This is a genomic window from Agrococcus sp. UYP33, assembly GCF_054060915.1.
The window spans coordinates 516,886-534,165 of record NZ_JBSSDR010000001.1 but is presented as its reverse complement, the minus strand read 5'-3'; the positions used below and the strand labels follow the sequence as shown (position 1 = coordinate 534,165).

At 72.6% G+C, this 17,280-nt stretch carries 12 protein-coding genes, 1 tRNA gene and 1 other RNA gene; 10 read left to right on the top strand and 4 right to left on the bottom strand.

The features are described 5' to 3' along the window. Positions 1 to 50: 50 nt before the first annotated feature. Positions 51 to 3,995, bottom strand: coding sequence for a cell wall-binding repeat-containing protein (locus ACVWW9_RS02530; protein WP_456514250.1), 3,945 nt, complete (start codon positions 3,993 to 3,995; stop codon positions 51 to 53). Between the two features lie 146 nt (positions 3,996 to 4,141). Here ACVWW9_RS02530 and pta point away from each other — a divergent pair, with 146 nt between their 5' ends. Then, complete coding sequence (pta, locus tag ACVWW9_RS02525; RefSeq protein ID WP_456514249.1) at positions 4,142 to 6,250, top strand: phosphate acetyltransferase; 2,109 nt, start codon at positions 4,142 to 4,144, stop codon at positions 6,248 to 6,250. After that, positions 6,247 to 7,434 carry an acetate/propionate family kinase gene (locus ACVWW9_RS02520; protein WP_456514248.1) on the top strand — a complete coding sequence of 396 codons (1,188 nt, stop codon included), beginning with the start codon at positions 6,247 to 6,249 and terminating at the stop codon, positions 7,432 to 7,434. Before pta ends, ACVWW9_RS02520 begins: the two co-directional genes overlap by 4 nt. 8 nt (positions 7,435 to 7,442) lie before the next feature. On the opposite strand, the gene ACVWW9_RS02515 is transcribed toward ACVWW9_RS02520, so the two are convergent. Beyond that, positions 7,443 to 8,222 (bottom strand): cytochrome b5 domain-containing protein, encoded by a 780-nt coding sequence (locus ACVWW9_RS02515; protein WP_456514247.1) that lies wholly within the window; start codon positions 8,220 to 8,222, stop codon positions 7,443 to 7,445. A gap of 56 nt (positions 8,223 to 8,278) precedes the next feature. On the opposite strand from ACVWW9_RS02515, the gene ffs reads away from it, so the two are divergent. The 5 genes from ffs to ACVWW9_RS02490 all read left to right on the top strand — a co-directional run bounded on the left by ffs (position 8,279) and on the right by ACVWW9_RS02490 (position 13,818). Continuing rightward, positions 8,279 to 8,375: signal recognition particle sRNA small type (gene ffs / locus ACVWW9_RS02510), an RNA gene on the top strand. A gap of 83 nt (positions 8,376 to 8,458) precedes the next feature. Further along, a complete protein-coding gene (locus tag ACVWW9_RS02505) occupies positions 8,459 to 10,777 on the top strand; it encodes a DNA polymerase III subunit gamma and tau (RefSeq protein ID WP_456514246.1) in 2,319 nt (772 codons plus the stop codon). Between the two features lie 4 nt (positions 10,778 to 10,781). After that, positions 10,782 to 11,381, top strand: a complete 600-nt coding sequence (gene recR / locus ACVWW9_RS02500) for a recombination mediator RecR (protein WP_354258858.1) — start codon at positions 10,782 to 10,784, stop codon at positions 11,379 to 11,381. A gap of 89 nt (positions 11,382 to 11,470) precedes the next feature. Then, complete coding sequence (locus ACVWW9_RS02495; RefSeq protein WP_456514245.1) at positions 11,471 to 12,745, top strand: aspartate kinase; 1,275 nt, start codon at positions 11,471 to 11,473, stop codon at positions 12,743 to 12,745. Next, positions 12,742 to 13,818: an aspartate-semialdehyde dehydrogenase gene (locus tag ACVWW9_RS02490; RefSeq protein ID WP_456514244.1), complete on the top strand. Its 1,077-nt coding sequence runs from the start codon at positions 12,742 to 12,744 to the stop codon at positions 13,816 to 13,818. Before ACVWW9_RS02495 ends, ACVWW9_RS02490 begins: the two co-directional genes overlap by 4 nt. Positions 13,819 to 13,875: 57 nt before the next feature. Here the strand turns inward: ACVWW9_RS02490 and ACVWW9_RS02485 are convergent, their stop codons facing one another. Beyond that, complete coding sequence (locus tag ACVWW9_RS02485) at positions 13,876 to 14,241, bottom strand: hypothetical protein (protein ID WP_354258863.1); 366 nt, start codon at positions 14,239 to 14,241, stop codon at positions 13,876 to 13,878. A gap of 104 nt (positions 14,242 to 14,345) precedes the next feature. On the opposite strand from ACVWW9_RS02485, the gene ACVWW9_RS02480 reads away from it, so the two are divergent. The 3 genes from ACVWW9_RS02480 to ACVWW9_RS02470 are packed head-to-tail and all read left to right on the top strand — an operon-like array spanning position 14,346 to position 17,108. Beyond that, positions 14,346 to 15,866, top strand: a complete 1,521-nt coding sequence (locus ACVWW9_RS02480; RefSeq protein WP_456514243.1) for a malate:quinone oxidoreductase — start codon at positions 14,346 to 14,348, stop codon at positions 15,864 to 15,866. 13 nt (positions 15,867 to 15,879) lie between these two features. Next, positions 15,880 to 16,512, top strand: a complete 633-nt coding sequence (locus tag ACVWW9_RS02475) for a helix-turn-helix transcriptional regulator (RefSeq protein WP_456514242.1) — start codon at positions 15,880 to 15,882, stop codon at positions 16,510 to 16,512. A gap of 2 nt (positions 16,513 to 16,514) precedes the next feature. Further along, positions 16,515 to 17,108: a thymidine kinase gene (locus ACVWW9_RS02470; protein WP_354258871.1), complete on the top strand. Its 594-nt coding sequence runs from the start codon at positions 16,515 to 16,517 to the stop codon at positions 17,106 to 17,108. A 52-nt stretch (positions 17,109 to 17,160) separates the two neighbouring features. Here the strand turns inward: ACVWW9_RS02470 and ACVWW9_RS02465 are convergent. Further along, positions 17,161 to 17,237 (bottom strand) — tRNA-Pro (locus ACVWW9_RS02465). Between the last annotated feature and the right edge of the window lie 43 nt (positions 17,238 to 17,280).

Sequence of the window (17,280 nt, the reverse complement as noted above, 5' to 3'; positions counted from 1 at the left end):
GCGGAAGGGGGCGAGGACCGAAGTCCTCGCCCCCTCCCGTCAGTGCTGCACTACGGGCAGATCGCGTACGCCGCGACCTGGGCCGACAGCGTCTGCTCGTCGCCGAGCAGGTACACCGGCGGCTGGTCGAGCCGCAGGCTCTCCGTCACCACGGCCGAGTCCACGCAGGACGAGCGCGACAGGTACAGCGGGGAGCCCTCGGCAGCCGCGAGCGCCGAAGCGGCCAGGGCGTCCGGGAACTTCTCGCCGCTGGCGATGTACATCGCCGGCACCGGTGCGTCGAACATCGCGCGGTTGACGAGCACGGCCGTGTCGAACCGGTCGGAGCCGCCGAAGCGGTTCACGGCCAGTCCGGCGTTGTCGAGCTGGAGCTCGATGCCGTTCGACATCGACTGCTGGTCGCCCATCAGGTACGCGTTCTGCACACCCAGTCGGTCGAGCTCAGCCACCGTCGCGTCGTCCAGACCGCCGGCCTTGCCGTCGACCAGGATGACCGGTGCGTCGATCGAGCCGGCAGCAGAGCCCGCCGTCAGCGCGTCGGGGAACGCGCGGCCGGTGGCCATGAACGCGGAGCCCGAGGCGTCGAAGGCGTAGGCGGCGATGAGACGGCTGGTCTCGTACCGGTCTGCGCCCGCGAGTCGGACGACCTCGGCCGCGAGCGGCTCGAGCGCATCCTCGACCGCGGCCGTCAGCGTGGGCTCTCCACCCACGATGACGATGCGCTCGGGTGCGAGTCGCTCGATCTCCTCCATCACGACGTTGTTCAGCGAGGCACGCGACGAGAGGAGCAGCGGGCCGCCCTCGTGCGCCGCGGCCGGAGCCGCTGCGAGGCCGTCGGGGAAGTTCTCGCCGCTGGCCACGTAGACGACGTCAGCGCCGCCCGGGTAGCCGTGCTGCGAGACCTCGACTGCGGTCTCATAGCGGTCGTCGCCTGCGAGCCGCTCGGGCACAGGCATCGTCGCGTCACCGGTCGTGACGTGCACGATCGTGGTGACGTCGGTGCCGGTGTACTCGACGACGCCCAGGTACTCGGAGTTCACGTCCAGGCCGTTCCACTTGGCCGTGTAGGTGAACTCCTCGCCGATCCCCACGTCCACCGAGGTGGGCTCGGTGCGGAACTGGCCCTCCTGCTGGCCCTCGCCGACACCGACGTGGTCGAGCGTGAAGCTCGCGGGCTCGCCGGCCTGGTTGACCGCGTAGACGTCCACGAAGGCGACGTAGTTCGCCGCCTGCGGGGCCTCGATGAGCAGCTCCTCGTCGGCAGAGCCGGTCGCGGCGACGATCTCCTCGACCGCCTGACCCTGCGCGTTGAGGCGGTACACGAACAGATCGAGATCCGTGGTGTCGTCCGCGGCGTCGAGCGAGAAGTAGTGCACGAGCTCGCCCTCCGGGATGGAGAAGCTGTAGTCGAACGAATCGCCCTTGGCGCCGGTGTCCGCACCGAGCTGGACGTACGGCGCGAGGCCGTTCGCCTCGAGGCCGATGGAGCCCTCGATGCCGGAGACCGCGGTGATCGGCGTCTCGCCGACCGTGCCCATGCCCTCGACCCACGTGGGCGCCGCGACGGCGACCGGCTGCACCGCGATGGGCGACCGGACCGTGTGCTCGGCGCTCGTCCAGGTGAGGAAGCCCGACGACCAGGTGCCGAGTTCGGCGCCGGCGGTCGTGAACGTCACCGTGTAGTCGAGCGTCTGGCCGGCGTCCGTGAACGCGAGCGACGACGGCGACACCTCGACGTCGATGCCGGGCACGCCCTCGATCGACGGCGTGTACGTACCCGCCTCGAGCGACGTCACCGAGCGGGTGATCGTCTGCGTGCCTGCCAGCGAGCCGATCGCGATCGACGCCTGGTTGAGGTCGCTCGGATCGATCGGGCTGCCCACCCACTCGTCGGGCAGGATGTAGCCCAACCCGCGGAGGTAGCCGTACCAGTCGGCCGTGCCTGCCTCGTAGTACAGGCCCGCGTCGAGCATCGACTGCGTGTTCACGAAGCCCGCACCCTGTGCCCACGGGTCCGTCGAGACGGTCCCGTCGAGGTTGCGCGTGTCGGTCGCCGTCGTCATGAGCGCGGACTTGACCTCCGCCGGCGACGCGTTCGGGTGCGCACCCAGGTAGATCGCGCCGAGGCCCGCCACGTGGGGCGCCGACATCGACGTGCCCGAGAGGAACTCGAAGCTCGGCTCGCCGTCAGCCGGGTTGGGGCCGGCAGCGATGATGCCGACGCCCGGTGCGGTGATGTCCGGCTTGAGGACATCGCTGCCCTCGGCCAGCACCGGACCGCGCGACGAGAAGCCCGCCACGACAGGAGCGATCGTCTCGATGCCCGACGTGTTGCCCGGCTCGAACGAGATGACGGTGGTGCCGTCGGCGGCTGCGAGCAGCTCGTCGCGGTACTCGGCGTCGACGTGGATCGTCGGCACGGCGTGGTCGTCGAGGTCGATCGACCCCGGCGTCACGTTGACGAGCACCGTCGCGATGCCGCCGGCGTCTGCGACGACCTGCGACTTCTCGGCGCGTGCGTTGACCCCGCGGTCGCAGAGCACGATCTTGCCCGCTGCCGCCGCCTCGTCGAGGGTGTCGATCTGGCAGAGCGCCGCGTCCTCCGCGTCCACGCCCGCTGCCGGGATGTCGCCCGCGTAGATGAACTCGCCGCTGACGGTCTCAGCGTCGTCGCCCATCGGCACCGTCACCGAGCCCCCGGGGATGCGCACGTCGCCCGGGAGGACGACGGTCGCCTCGTAGTTCGGCACGCTGGCCGCGGCCACCGTGGTGTACCAGGGGGCGCCGTGGTCGAGCGTCGAGGCACCGGGGCCGTCGTTGCCCGCCGAGACGGAGACGAAGACACCGGCCGCGGCAGCGCCGAGGAAGGCGATGTCGTCAGCCGTGACGACCGAGGTCGCCGCGCCGCCACCGATGGAGAAGTTGATGACGTCGACGCCATCCTCCGTCGCCTGCTCGATCGCGAGGACGGAGTCGCTCGTCGCGCAGCCGTCGTCCTCGGTCGATGCGGGGTCGGGTCCGGACCAGCACACCTTGTACGCGGCGATGCGCGCCTCGGGCGCGACGCCCGACATGGTGCCGAGGTCGGCGCCGCCGGGCGACGTCACCGGCACGTCGGCGTTGCCGGCCGCCGTGGAGGCGGTGTGCGAGCCGTGGGCGTCGCCGTCGCGCGGCGAGAGGTACTCGCCCGGGACCTGCGTCTCGGTGCCGAGGTTCTCGGCGCCGAAGCCGTCGACGTAGTAGCGGGCCGACACGATCTTCGTCGAGCAGTCGGACGCGTCGAACTGCGCGCCGGTCTGGCAGACGCCGGTGAAGGTGTTGCCGTCGCCCTTCTCGTAGACGATCTGGCCCTGCGCGTTGAGGTAGGGCTCCGCACCGGGCGTCGTGCCCAGCGGGTCGCCCGCGAAGAGCGGGTTCTCGGGGGCGATGCCCGTGTCGAGCACGCCGACGACGACGCCCTCTCCAGCGGCGTCCACGCCGCCGACCTGCTCCCACAGGCCCTCGAGGTCGAGGTACTCGTTGGCGGGGCTCGCCTGGATCTGCTGGATCTCGTCCGGGAAGATCTGCGAGACGCGCGAGTCACGCGAGAGCTCGAGCGCCTGCTCCTGTGACAGGTCGGCGATGAACCCGTTCATCGTGACGGTGAGGTTCGCCGCGATCTGCGCGCCGATCTCCGAGGCCACCGCGGCCTGCTCCGTCTCGAGGTGCGCGGTGTACGCGTCGGCCGCGGCCGTGTCGAGGTCGATGTCGTCCGTGCCGACCGGTGCGGTGCGAGCCAGGTTCGGCAGGCCGCCGCGGTAGATGGCGAGCGGGTCCTGGTCGAGGACCACGATGTACCGACCGGCGTCGAAGCCGCTCGTGTCGATCGGCGGTTGCGTGGGAGCGGCGCTCGCCGCGGACGCACCAAGCACCGACGCCCCCGCGCTGAGCGCGAGGGCGGTGGTGAGTGCGATGCCGCTGCGAAGGCGCACACGCTTGGAATTCAGTGTGCTCACAAGGTGATCCTTCGTTCAGGACGAAGCCCCCGTCGTCGGGGGCGGATGCGCTCGAACCTATGCCTGGACTGTGGTCCGTGAACATGGGGCTGAGGAAGCGTTACCGTTTCGTGACCTCGCAGAAACAGGGCACTAGCCTGGGGGACGTGCCGACCCGCATCGTGATCGCGTCCCCGGAGGGACATGCCGGCAAGTCGATCGTCGCGCTGGGGCTCGTCGAGGCCCTCAGCCGCCGCGTCGGCCGGGTCGGCGTGTTCCGCCCCATCGCCCGCTCCTCGCAGGAACGGGACCGCGTGCTCGAGCTGCTGCTCGCCCACGACGCGGTCGACCTCGAGTACGACGAGGCGATCGGCACGACCTACGCCGCCGTCCACGACGACGCGGAGGCGGCCCTCTCGACGATCGTCGACCGGTACCACCGCATCGACGAGCGCTTCGATGCCATCGTGATCGTGGGATCCGACTACACCGACGTAGGCAGCCCTACCGAGCTCGGCTTCAACGCGCGCGTCGCCGCCAACCTCGGCGCGTCGGTGCTGCTCGTGCTCGGCGGCCACGACCCCGAGACCGACGCCCCTCGCACCCCCGACGAGCTGCGGCAGCTGGCCGAGGTGACGACGGCGGAGCTCACCGCGGCGCACGCGTCCATCGCGGGCGTGATCGTGAACCGCGCCGACCCGGATGCGATCGACGGCATCCCCGCCGCGATCGCGGATGCCGTGCCCGCCGAGGTGCCGGTGTGGTCGATCCCGGAGGACGCCCTGCTGAGCGCCCCGAGCGTCGGCACGCTCTTCCGCGCGACCGACGCGGAGCTCATCCGCGGCGACCCCGAGCTGCTGCAGCGGGAGTCGCTCGGCACCGTGGTCGCGGGCATGTCGATGGAGCACGTGCTCGAGCGCCTCATCGAGGGCGGCATCCTCGTCATGCCGGGCGACCGCTCCGAAGTCGTCGTCGGCACGCTGCTCGCGCAGCAGTCCGACACCTTCCCGTCGATCGCGGGCATCGTGCTGAACGGCGGCTTCGAGCTGCACCCGGCGGTGCAGCGACTGCTCGACGGCCTGGACCTCGACCTGCCGATCGGCCGCAGCCCGCACGGCACCTACGAGACCGCGCGGCGCATCGCCACCACCCGCGGCTCCCTCATCGACGGCACGCAGCGCAAGCGCGACGCCGCGCTCGCGCTCTTCGACGAGCACGTCGACGCCGACGCGCTCCTCGAGCGGCTCGAGGTCGCGACGAGCGACGTCGTCACGCCGCTCATCTTCGAGCACAGCCTCATCGAGCGGGCGCGGGCCGACGTGCGCCACATCGTGCTGCCCGAGGGCGAGGACGACCGCATCCTGCAGGCCGCGTCGACGGTGCTCGCGCGCGGCATCGCCCGGCTCACGATCCTCGGCGACGAGGCCGCGATCCGGCAGCGCGCCGCAGCGCTCGGGCTCGACCTGGCCGACGCCCGCATCGTCGCGACCGACGACGCCGAGCTGCGGCCGCGCTACGCGGCCGAGTACCAGCGGCTGCGCGCGCACAAGGGCGTCACGATCGAGCAGGCCATGGAGCGGCTGCTCGACGTCTCCTACTTCGGCACGCTCATGGTGCACACCGGCGACGCCGACGGCATGGTGTCCGGCGCGGCGCACACGACCGCGCACACGATCAAGCCGTCGTTCGAGACCATCAAGACGAAGCCGGGCGTCTCCGTCGTCTCGAGCGTCTTCCTGATGGCGCTCTCGGACCGCGTGCTCGTCTACGGCGACTGCGCGGTGATCCCGGAGCCGACCGTCGAGGAGCTCGCAGACATCGCCGTCTCGTCGGCGCAGACCGCCCGCGACTTCGGCATCGAGCCGCGCGTCGCGATGCTCTCGTACTCGACCGGCGAGTCGGGCACCGGTGCGGAGGTCGACCGCGTGCGGGCGGCGACCGCCCTCGTGCGCGAGCGCGCCCCCGAACTGCTCGTCGAGGGTCCGCTGCAGTACGACGCGGCGGCGGATGCGGCGGTGGCGCAGAAGAAGATGCCCGACTCCGAGGTGGCGGGGCGGGCGACCGTCTTCGTCTTCCCCGATCTCAACACCGGCAACAACACCTACAAGGCCGTGCAGCGATCCGCGGGCGCGCTCGCGATCGGGCCGGTGCTGCAGGGCCTCAACAAGCCGGTCAACGACCTCTCGCGCGGTGCGCTCGTGAGCGACATCGTGAACACGATCGCGATCACCGCCATCCAGGCGCAGGCAGAGGCGAGCGCGGGCGGCGCAGCATGACGCGCTCGGTCTTCGTCATCAACGCGGGCTCGTCGAGCCTGAAGTACCAGCTCGTCGACGTCGACTCTGGCGCAGCGCTCGCGGGCGGCCTCATCGAGCGGATCGGCGAGACGACCGGCGAGGCCAAGCACGAGGCGCCGGGCATCGAGAAGGTCGTCGAGCGGCGCGTCATCCCCGACCACGAGCACGCGTTCGGCTGGGTGCTGCGCCAGTTCGACCAGCACGGGCCGTCGCTCGACAGCGCCCAGCTGCTGGGCGTCGGGCACCGCGTCGTGCAGGGCGGCGCGCGCTTCGACCGCGCGGTGCGCATCGACGAGGACGTCCAGCAGCAGATCGAGGACCTCGCCCCGCTCGCGCCGCTGCACAACCCGGCCAACCTGCAGGGCATCCGCTCGGCCAGGGCGACCTTCCCGGGCTACCCGCACGTCGCGGTCTTCGACACCGCCTTCCACCTCACGATCCCGCCGGCGGCGCATCGCTACGCGATCGAGGCGCAGGTCGCCGCCGAGCACCGCATCCGCAAGTACGGCTTCCACGGCACGAGCCACCAGTTCGTCTCGCGCCGCATGGCCGAGCTGCTCGGGCGGCCGCTCGACGACGTGAACACGATCGTGCTGCACCTCGGCAACGGCGCGTCCGCCACCGCTGTGCGCGGCGGGCGGAGCGTCGAGACGTCGATGGGCATGACGCCGCTCGCCGGGCTCGTGATGGGCACGCGCTCCGGCGACATCGATCCCGGCGTCATCTTCCACCTCCACCGGGTCGCCGGCCTCTCGATCGACGAGATCGACACGCTGCTCAACAAGCGCTCCGGGCTGCTCGGCATGACGGGCACCGGCGACATGCGCGACGTGCTGCAGGCCGCGGACGCGGGCATCGAGCGGGCCGTCGAGGCGCTCGAGGTGGTCGGGCACCGCCTCCGCGGCACCGTCGGCGCCTACCTCGCGCACCTCGGGCGCACCGACGCGATCGCCTTCACCGCCGGCATCGGCGAGAACGCGGCACGGGTGCGGGAGATCGCCCTCGAAGGCCTCGAGGGGCTCGGCATCGTGCTCGATCCCGAGCGCAACGCTGGGCGGGGCGAGCGCCGCATCTCGGCCGCCGGCTCCGCGATCGAGGTGTGGGTCGTGCCGACGAACGAGGAGCTCGAGATCGCCCGCCAGGTCGCCGACCTCGTCGGCTGAGCCGCGGCTCAGCGGTCGGCGAGCTCGCCGATCGCGAACTGGGTGAGCTGCTCGGCCGGCGCCGCCTGGCCGGTGTGCTGCGTGCCGAACTCGTCGGTCGCATCCGTGCCGCAGACGCCGAGGATGCGGTCGGGCCCGCCCGGGTGCTGCGTGATCCAGCCGGTGAGGTCGTAGACGGTGCCCTCGATCGCGACCCAGCAGCTCGCGGAGTCGTCGTGCTGCGCGACCTCGCCGATCGAGATGCCCTCGGTGCCCTCGCTGCCGCCCGCGCTCGCGCTCGGCGACGGCGCCGCGGCCGGTGCGGCGTCCGCGGCCAGGCCGCCCCAGACCGACGTCGCGCCGGTGTGGCCGGTGAGCACGGTGACGATGAGGGATGCTGCGGCGAGCGTCCCCAGCACGATCCCGACGATGACGCCCGTGACGCCGGTCGCGCGGCGCTGCCGGCGGCGCTTGCGCTGCCACAGCCACCACGCGAGCGTCGCGGCGAAGAGGATCCACGCCATCGCGACGAGCCAGTTGCCGAGCTCCTGGTGCTGGCCCGGCGCGCCGACCCGCGCCGCGAGCGCCTCGCCGGAGAGCTTCGCCGCGAGCGAGCCGACCGCGGCGATGCCGAGCACCGCGACGACCGGCCATGCGAGCTGCGCGCGCCAGCGGGGCACGACGAGCATGAGCAGCACCGACAGCGCGCCGAGCGGGAGGAGCACGACGGGCACGTGCACCGCGAGCGGGTGCAGGGGCAGGCCGAACGCGAGGTCGAAGGGGCCGCTCGAGGCCGCGGGCGGAAGCATGCGCCAACCGTACTGGGCGCCGGCTTCGCGCTCGGCCGCGCGCCCGGTACGATGGTCACGGCTCCCCGCGTGGCGCCATCCAGGCCAAATCCCCCAGGTCGGAGACGAAGCAAGGGCAACCGGGCTCTGGCGGGTGCGCGGGGAGTCCCTCATGTCGCGGCCCATCCGGCCTGCGTCATCGGGGCAGGTGTGCGGAAGCGGCCACCGGCGTGGGCGGCGGGAAGTAGCCTGAACGCATGGTCGCTGCCCTCTATCGTCGCTATCGACCGGAGTCGTTCTCTGAGCTGATCGGGCAGTCCCACGTCACCGACCCGCTCAGCACCGCGCTGCGTGCCGACCGCGTCAACCACGCCTACCTCTTCTCCGGCCCGCGCGGCTGCGGCAAGACGACGAGCGCCCGCATCCTCGCCCGCTGCCTCAACTGCGCCGAGGGTCCGACGCCCGATCCCTGCGGCGTCTGCGACTCGTGCGTCGAGCTCGGGCGCGACGGCGGCGGCTCCCTCGACGTCGTCGAGATCGATGCGGCGAGCCACGGCGGCGTCGACGACGCCCGCGACCTGCGCGAGCGCGCCACCTTCGCGCCGAGCCGCGACCGCTACAAGGTCTTCATCATCGACGAGGCGCACATGGTGACCTCCGGCGGCTTCAACGCGCTGCTGAAGATCGTCGAGGAGCCGCCGGAGCACATCAAGTTCATCTTCGCGACGACCGAGCCCGAGAAGGTCATCGGCACGATCCGCTCGCGCACGCACCACTACCCGTTCCGGCTCATCGCGCCCGCGCCGATGCTCGAGTACGTGCAGCAGCTGTGCGCGAAGGAGGGCGTCGAGGTCGAGCCCGGCGTGCTGCCGCTCGTCGTCCGCGCCGGCGGCGGCTCGGGTCGCGACACGCTCAGCCTGCTCGACCAGCTCATCGCCGGGTCGGAGGGTCGCGTCGCCTACGGGCACGCCGTCGCGCTGCTCGGCTTCACCCACGGCGAGCTGCTCGACGAGATCGTCGAGGCGCTCTCGGCGGCGGATGCGCCGCGGCTGTTCGCGTCGATCGACCGGGTCGTGCAGTCCGGCCAGGACCCGCGCCGCTTCGTCGAGGACCTGCTCGAGCGGCTGCGCGACCTGATCGTCGCGCACGCGGCGAGCGATCCCGCGGCGATCCTGCACGGCGTGCCAGAGGACGAGCTCGCGACGCTCGTCGAGCAGGCCGGCGGCTTCGGCAGCGCCGAGCTCTCACGCGCCGCCGACATCGTGGCGAAGGCGCTCACCGACATGGCCGGCGCCACGAGCCCGCGCCTGCACCTCGAGCTCATGGCCGCGCGACTGCTCGTGCCGGAGTCGGGCGACCCCGAGGTGGGCACGCTCGCGCGCGTCGAGCGGCTCGAGCAGCGCCTCGACGGCGGCGTGCCCGTTGCGCCCGCGCCCGCTGCTGCGCCGACGGTTGCGCAGGCCGCCGCGCCCGCGCGGGGCCCAGCCTCCGCATCCGCCCCGGCCCCCACGCCCGAGGCTCCGGCCGATCGGGACCCCTCCCACCGAGCGGGACCCGGTGCACCGGGTCCCGACGGGTCGAGCGGGTCCCAGAAGCGTCAGCCCGCCGCTGTGCACCTGAGCACCGATCCGGCAGCGCCCGCCGCACCGCAGGTCGCGGCCGCCGAGCCCGTCGCCTTCGCGCAGCTGCGTGACGCTTGGGACGAGGTGCTCCAGCAGCTCGCCGACCAGAACCGCTCGGCGTGGATGGTCGCCGCGACGATCACCCCGAAGGAGCTCCGGCCGGGTGACGTGCTCGTGCTGAGCTTCCGGTCGGAGGCCGACGTGCAGCGCTTCCGCGAGTCGCAGGCCGGCAAGCCGAGCATCGCCGACCTGCTGCGCACCGCTATCAGGTCGCTCCTCGGCATCGAGGTGAAGTACATCGCTCGCGCCGAGCCGTCCGCCCGGGGCGCGCGCGAGCAGGCAGCCGCGTCCGACGCCGCCGACCTGCCCGCCGCGTCCGCCCCCGCGCCCGTCGCTCCGCCCGCGCAGCGGGCGCCGACCACGCAGCCGGTCGCCGCATCCGCCCCGACGCCCGCGCCCCCTGCGACGGCCACCCCGGCGCCGGCGACTCCGCGGCCGGCCGCCACTGCGTCGCAGCCGACAGCCGCCGCGCGGCAGTCGACGCCCGCGCGAGGGGCGGAGGCCGCTGCCGCATCCGCACCCGCGGCGCGGCTGGGCGCGACGGAGCCGGCCGCCGCGACGGCCGTGACCGGCTGGGCCGTCGCGGTGATCCCGACCGACGCCGAGGCGCCGCCCGAGGACCTGCCCGAGCAGGCGCTGCCCGACCAGCCGGAGCCCGACCCGTTCTCGTTCGTCTCGGCGCCCGATGCGCCGGAGGGCACGCCGCTCGCGCCAGAGGTCGAGGCGGCACCCGCTGCGCCCTCGCCCATGCGCGCCGCGCGCGCGAGCGAGCCGGTCGCGCCCGAGCCGGTGCTGTCGGCGTCGCAGGCCGCGCGCTACGGCGAGTCCGTCGTGCGTGAGGAGCTCGGAGCCGAGCTGATCGAGGAGCGCCCGCGGGTGCGAGGGGAGCGCTGAGCGCGTGTACGACGGCATCGTCCAGGACCTGATCGACGAGCTGGGCAGGCTGCCCGGCGTCGGTCCGAAGTCGGCGCAGCGCATCGCCTTCCACATCATCCAGACCGAGACGTTCGACGTCGATCGGCTCGCGACGATCCTGCAGACCGTCCGCGAGCGGGTCCGGTTCTGCATCATCTGCGGCAACATCGGCGAGGAGGAGCGCTGCGCCATCTGCCGCGATCCGCGCCGCGTGCCGACCGCCATCTGCGTGGTCGAGGAGGCGAAGGACGTCGTCGCGATCGAGCGCACGCGCGAGTACCGCGGGCTGTACCACGTGCTCGGCGGCGCCCTGAACCCGATGCAGGGCATCGGCCCCGACCAGCTGCGCGTCGCGCAGCTCATGACGCGGCTCCAGGACCCGACGGTCGAGGAGGTCATCATCGCCACCGACCCCAACGTCGAGGGCGAGGCGACCGCGACCTATCTCATCCGCTCGCTGCTGCCGCTCGGCGTGCGCGTCTCCCGGCTCGCGAGCGGCCTGCCGGTCGGCGGCGACCTCGAGTTCGCCGACGAGATGACGCTCGGTCGCGCGTTCGAGGGGCGTCGCACCGTCGAGCGATGACCGCGGCGCGCTCGCGGCCGCCGCCGTCTGGCCGGGATCAGCACGCACCGCCGCCTAGACTTGAGCAGTCCAGGACTCCAAGGAGCGGTGTGAGCCTCATCGTGCAGAAGTTCGGCGGGTCCAGCGTGGCCGATGCCGAGAGCATCAAGCGCGTCGCCAAGCGCATCGTCGAGACGCGCAAGCGCGGTGACGACGTCGTCGCGGTGGTCTCCGCCATGGGCGACACGACCGACGAGCTGCTCGACCTCGCCCACGCGGTCGTCCCCGGCCTGCCGGCCGTCGGCCGAGAGCTCGACATGCTGCTCACCGCCGGCGAGCGCATCTCGATGGCGCTGCTCGCGATGGCGATCAAGTCGCAGGGCGCCGACGCCGTCTCGTTCACGGGCAGCCAGGCCGGCATGCTCACCGACGACCGCCACGGCGCCGCCCGCATCGTCTCGGTCACGCCCGACCGCGTGCGGCACGCGCTCGACAAGGGCCAGATCGCGATCGTCCAGGGCTTCGCCGGCTTCAACAAGGTGACCGGCGACATCACGACCCTCGGCCGTGGCGGCTCCGACACGTCCGCCGTCGCGCTCGCCGCAGCGCTCGACGCCGACGTGTGCGAGATCTACACCGACGTCGACGGGGTCTTCACCGCCGATCCCCGCGTCGTCCCCAGGGCTCGGCGCATCGCCCGCGTCACGAGCGAGGAGATGCTCGAGCTCGCCGCCGCCGGCGCGAAGGTGCTGCACATCCGCAGCGTCGAGTACGCCCGCCGCCACGGCGTCACCCTGCACGTCCGCTCGTCGTTCACGAACGACGAGGGCACCATCGTCTACGACCCAGAGAGAGCAGGCTCCACCATGGAAGAGCCGATGATCGTCGGCGTCGCGCACGACCTGTCGGAGGCCAAGGTCACCGTCGTCGGCGTCCCCGACGTGCCTGGCACCGCTGCCCGCATCTTCACGATCGTCGCCGAGACGGGCGCGAACGTCGACATGATCGTGCAGAACGTGTCGGAGGCGGCCACCGGCCGCACCGACATCTCCTTCACGCTGCCGAAGGAGGAGGCCGGCGGCGTGCTGCAGGCGCTCGAGTCGCACCGCTCCGACGTGGGCTTCGCATCGCTCCAGCACGACGACCAGATCGGCAAGCTCGCGCTCGTCGGCGCCGGCATGCGCACGAACGCGGGCGTCTCCGCGCGTCTCTTCAAGGCGCTGTCCGACGCCGGCATCAACATCGAGATGATCTCGACCTCCGAGATCCGCATCTCGGTCGTGACGCGCGCCGACCAGCTGGTCGACGCCGTGCGGGTCGTGCACACGGCGTTCGAGCTCGACGGCGACGACGAGGCCGTCGTGCACGCGGGGACCGGCCGATGATCCGCCGGCTGAGCGAGGAGCCGGGCGAGGCCCGCGCGCTGCGCCTCGGCGTCGTCGGCGCGACCGGGCAGGTGGGCGGCGTCGTGCTGCGCCTGCTCGCCGACCGCGGCCTGCCGATCGAGGAGCTGCGGCTCTTCGCCTCCGCCCGCTCGGCGGGCTCGACGATCGACTTCCAGGGCCGCCAGGTCGTCGTGGAGGACGCGGACGCCGCCGACCCGACGGGGCTCGACGTCGCGATCTTCTCGGCCGGCGGCGCGACCTCGCGCAGGCTCGCGCCGAGGTTCGCCGAGGCGGGCGTCGTCGTCATCGACAACTCGTCGGCCTGGCGCATGGACCCGGACGTGCCGCTCGTGGTCTCCGAGGTGAACCCGCACGCGATCGCCGGCGCGGTCAAGGGCATCATCGCGAACCCGAACTGCACGACGATGGCCGCGATGCCCGTGCTGAAGCCGCTCGACCTCGAGGCCGGCCTCGTGCGGCTCGTCGTCGCCACCTACCAGGCGGTCTCCGGCTCCGGCATCGCCGGCGTCGAGGAGCTGCGCGGCCAGCTCGCGGCCGCCGCCGACCAGCACCCCGAGCGCCTCGCGCTCGACGGCTCGGCCGTCGACCTGGGGGAGCCGCGCGTCTACACGGCGCCGATCGCGCACAACGTGCTGCCGCTCGCCGGCAGCATCGTCGACGACGGCTCCGAGGAGACCGACGAGGAGCAGAAGCTCCGCAACGAGTCGCGCAAGATCCTCGAGCGCCCCGAGCTGCGCGTGGCCGGCACGTGCGTGCGCGTGCCGGTCTTCTCGGGCCACTCGCTCGCGATCCACGCCGAGTTCGAGCGCGACCTGTCGCCCGAGCAGGCGCGCGCGCTGCTCGAGCACGCCCCGGGCGTCGAGCTCGTCGACGTGCCGACCCCGCTGCAGGCCGCCGGCGCCGACGCCTCGCTCGTGGGCCGCATCCGCGCCGACCAGTCGGCGGAGCCCGGTCGCGGCCTGGTGCTGTTCGTCTCGAACGACAACCTGCGGAAGGGCGCGGCCCTCAACGCGGTGCAGCTCGCGGAGCTCGTCGCGCACCGGCTCGGCTGACGCGGCGCGCGGTGTGAGCGGAGGGCGGGGCCGGTCGGTCCCGCCCTCCGCTGCATCTCAGGCCTGGCGGTCCTGCTCGTCGTCCTCGCCGGCCGCGGCGTGGGCAGCGGCGTCGGTCGCGCTCGCGTCGCCCTCCCCGTCGCTGTCGACCGTGCTCCCGTCGCCGGTCACCTCGACCCACTCCTCGGCGGGCGAGGGAGCGGGCTCGGGCTCGGGCGCGGCCTCGAACGTGCCGCCGCCGGCCACGCGAGCCTCGGGGTCGTCCGTGCCGACCTTCGAGCCCACCCAGTGGCGGGCGTCCGCTGCCTTCTCGCCGAGCGTCTGCCCCGCGCCCTGCGCCTGCTCGCCGATCTGTCCGGCCTTGTCCTTGACCCACTCCGCGGCGTCGCCGAGCTTGTCCTTCGCGTCGTCCAGGATTCCCATGTGCGGCTCCTTCTGTCGTGTGTCGGCGCGCCCATGCTAGGCCTGCGCGATCCATAGCGGATGGACGCGAACGGGGTACGGATGGAAGTCGTAGACTCGACGGCGTGACGAAGACCATCGATGTCGCCCTGATCGGCGGCGGAATCATGAGCGCGACGCTCGGCGCGCTCCTGCACCGCCTCGAGCCCTCGTGGACCATCGAGGTCTTCGAACGGCTGCCGAAGGTCGGCGAGGAGTCGTCGAACCCCTGGAACAACGCCGGCACGGGGCACGCAGCGCTCTGCGAGCTCAACTACACGCCCGAGGCGCCCGACGGCTCGATGTCGAGCGCGAAGGCGATCGACATCAACGAGCAGTTCCAGCTCTCCCGCCAGCTGTGGGCGTCGTTCGTCGAGGACGGCACGCTGCCCGACCCGCGCGGCTTCATCTCGGCGACCCCGCACATGACCTTCGTGTGGGGCGAGCAGAACGTCGACTACCTGCGCCGGCGCTGGGAGCTGCTCAAGGACGAGCCGCTCTTCGCCGGGCTCGAGTACTCCGAGGACGCCGAGGTCATCCGCTCCTGGGCGCCCACCCTCATCCCCGGCCGGAAGAAGTCGCAGCCGATCGCCGCGACCCGCTCGACCGACGGCACCGACGTCGACTTCGGTGCGCTGACGCGGATGCTGTTCGGCAGGCTGCAGGACGACGGCGTGATCGTGCACACCGACACGACCGTCTCGGGCCTCAAGCGACTCTCCGACGGCACCTGGCGGCTCAAGGCCCGCCGCGAGGTCGGCATGACGCCCGCCGAGGTGCAGGCGCGCTTCGTCTTCGTCGGCGCCGGCGGCGGCGCGCTCAAGCTGCTGCAGCAGTCCCGCATCCCGGAGGCCAAGGGGTTCGCGGGCTTCCCGATCACCGGTGCCTTCCTGCGCACCGACAACCCCGAGGTCGTCGCGCGCCACAACGCGAAGGTCTACGGCAAGGCGAGCGTCGGCGCTCCGCCGATGTCGGTGCCGCACCTCGACACCCGCGTCGTCGACGGCGAGGCGAGCCTGCTCTTCGGCCCCTACGCCGGCTTCAGCCCCAAGTACCTCAAGACCGGCTCGTACACCGACATGTTCGAGACGATCAAGGGCCACAACCTCATGCCCATGATCCGCGCCGGCCTGGCGAACCTGCCCCTCGTCGGCTACCTGGGCGGGCAGGTCTTCGCCTCGCGCGCCCAGCGCCTCGACGCCCTCCGCGAGTTCATGCCCGACGCGCGCGACGAGGACTGGCGGCTCATCACCGCCGGCCAGCGCGTGCAGGTGATGAAGAAGGACCCCGAGAAGGGCGGCGTGCTCCAGTTCGGCACCGAGGTCGTGACCGGGGCGGACGGCACGATCGCCGGCCTGCTCGGCGCCTCTCCCGGCGCATCCACCGCCGTCCACATCATGCTCACCATCTTCGAGCGGTGCTTCCCCGAGCACATGCCGAAGTGGCGCGACACCATCCGCGAGCTGATCCCCAGCTACGGCTCGAAGCTCAACGCGGATACGGCTGCTGCGCGGGAGAGCATCGCGCGCACCGCCCGGGTGCTGCGACTCGTCGACGAGCCCGAGCGCCAGCTCGAGGCGGCTGCGTCCGCAGCTGCGACTCCCTGACCCAGGAACCACCATGGACACCCAAGCGGCACCCCCGGCGGGCGCGCCCCGCAGCGTGAGCATCGTCGCGGATGCCGCGCGCAGCGGGCCGCTGCGCGCCGCGATCGCCGCTGAGCCGTCGCTGCACCTCGCTGCCGAGGCGCCGCGCTTCGCGCAGCTCGTCGTCGCCGCCGGGTTCCCCGGCGACGTGGTGCTGCTGGCCGAGGAGCCGGGTCATCCGCTGCTCGCGCACGCGCGCACGGCCGTGGCCGCGGGTGCGGCCGTCGTCGTGCAGGCCGACGTCCAGGGCGAGCTGCTCCAGCAGCTCGAGGCCGTGGGTGCGGTCGTGCTGTCCCGCGACGTGAGTGCCGACGACGTCGCCGCCGAGGTCGTCGCCGTGCGTCGCGCGCGCCGAGGCCGTGGCGCGGGCCGGCCGCGCATCGACGCGCTCGACCGCAGGCCCCGGCTGTCGGCGGGTGAGCGGCGCGCGCTCGGGCACTACGCCCAGGGCCTGACGACCGTCCAGGTCGCCGCCGAGATGGGCGTCGGCTACGAGACGGCGAAGACGTTCCTGCGGCGCGTCCGCGCGAAGTACGCGGCCATCGACCGCCCCGCCGGCAAGCGCGCCGAGCTCATCGTGCGCGCTGAAGAGGACGGCATCCTCTAGCGGTGGCGAAGCTGTACTTCCGCTACGGGGCGATGAACTCCGGCAAGTCCACCGGGCTGCTCCAGGCGGCCTTCAACTACGAGGAGCGCGGGCAGCGCGTGCTGCTCGCCAAGCCCGCGACCGACACGAAGGGCGAACGCGACGTCGTCTCGCGCCTCGGCATGACGCGGCAGGTCGACTTCGTCGTCGGCCCCGAGGAGTCGGTGCTCGCCGGGTTCGAGGCCGCCGCGGGCGCGCGCGAGGAGCCCGTCGCGTGCCTGCTCGTCGACGAGGCGCAGTTCCTGCAGCCCCACCAGGTCGACGAGCTGCTGCGCGTCGCGGTCGAGCGCGGCGTGCCCGTGCTGGCCTACGGCATCCGCACCGACTTCCTCACGCACGCGTTCCCCGGCTCCGCGCGGCTGCTCGAGCTCGCGCACACGCTCGAGGAGCTGAAGACCATCTGCCGCTGCGGCCGCAAGGCGCTGTTCAACGGCCGGAAGGTGGGGGAGCGGTTCATCTTCGACGGCGACCAGGTCGCCATCGACGGTGAGGCGGTCACCTACGAGTCGCTCTGCGCGTCCTGCTACCTCGAGGAGTCCGGCGGGCGCCTGGGCTAGCGCCTCGCTCCACGAGGAAGGGCCCCCGCCTCTCGGCGGGGGCCCTTCATGTTGGTCGGGGTGACAGGATTTGAACCTGCGACCTCGTCGTCCCGAACGACGCGCGCTACCAAGCTGCGCCACACCCCGAAGTGCGAGACCGGAGCCGAGGCTCCGACTTTGCAACCTCGCC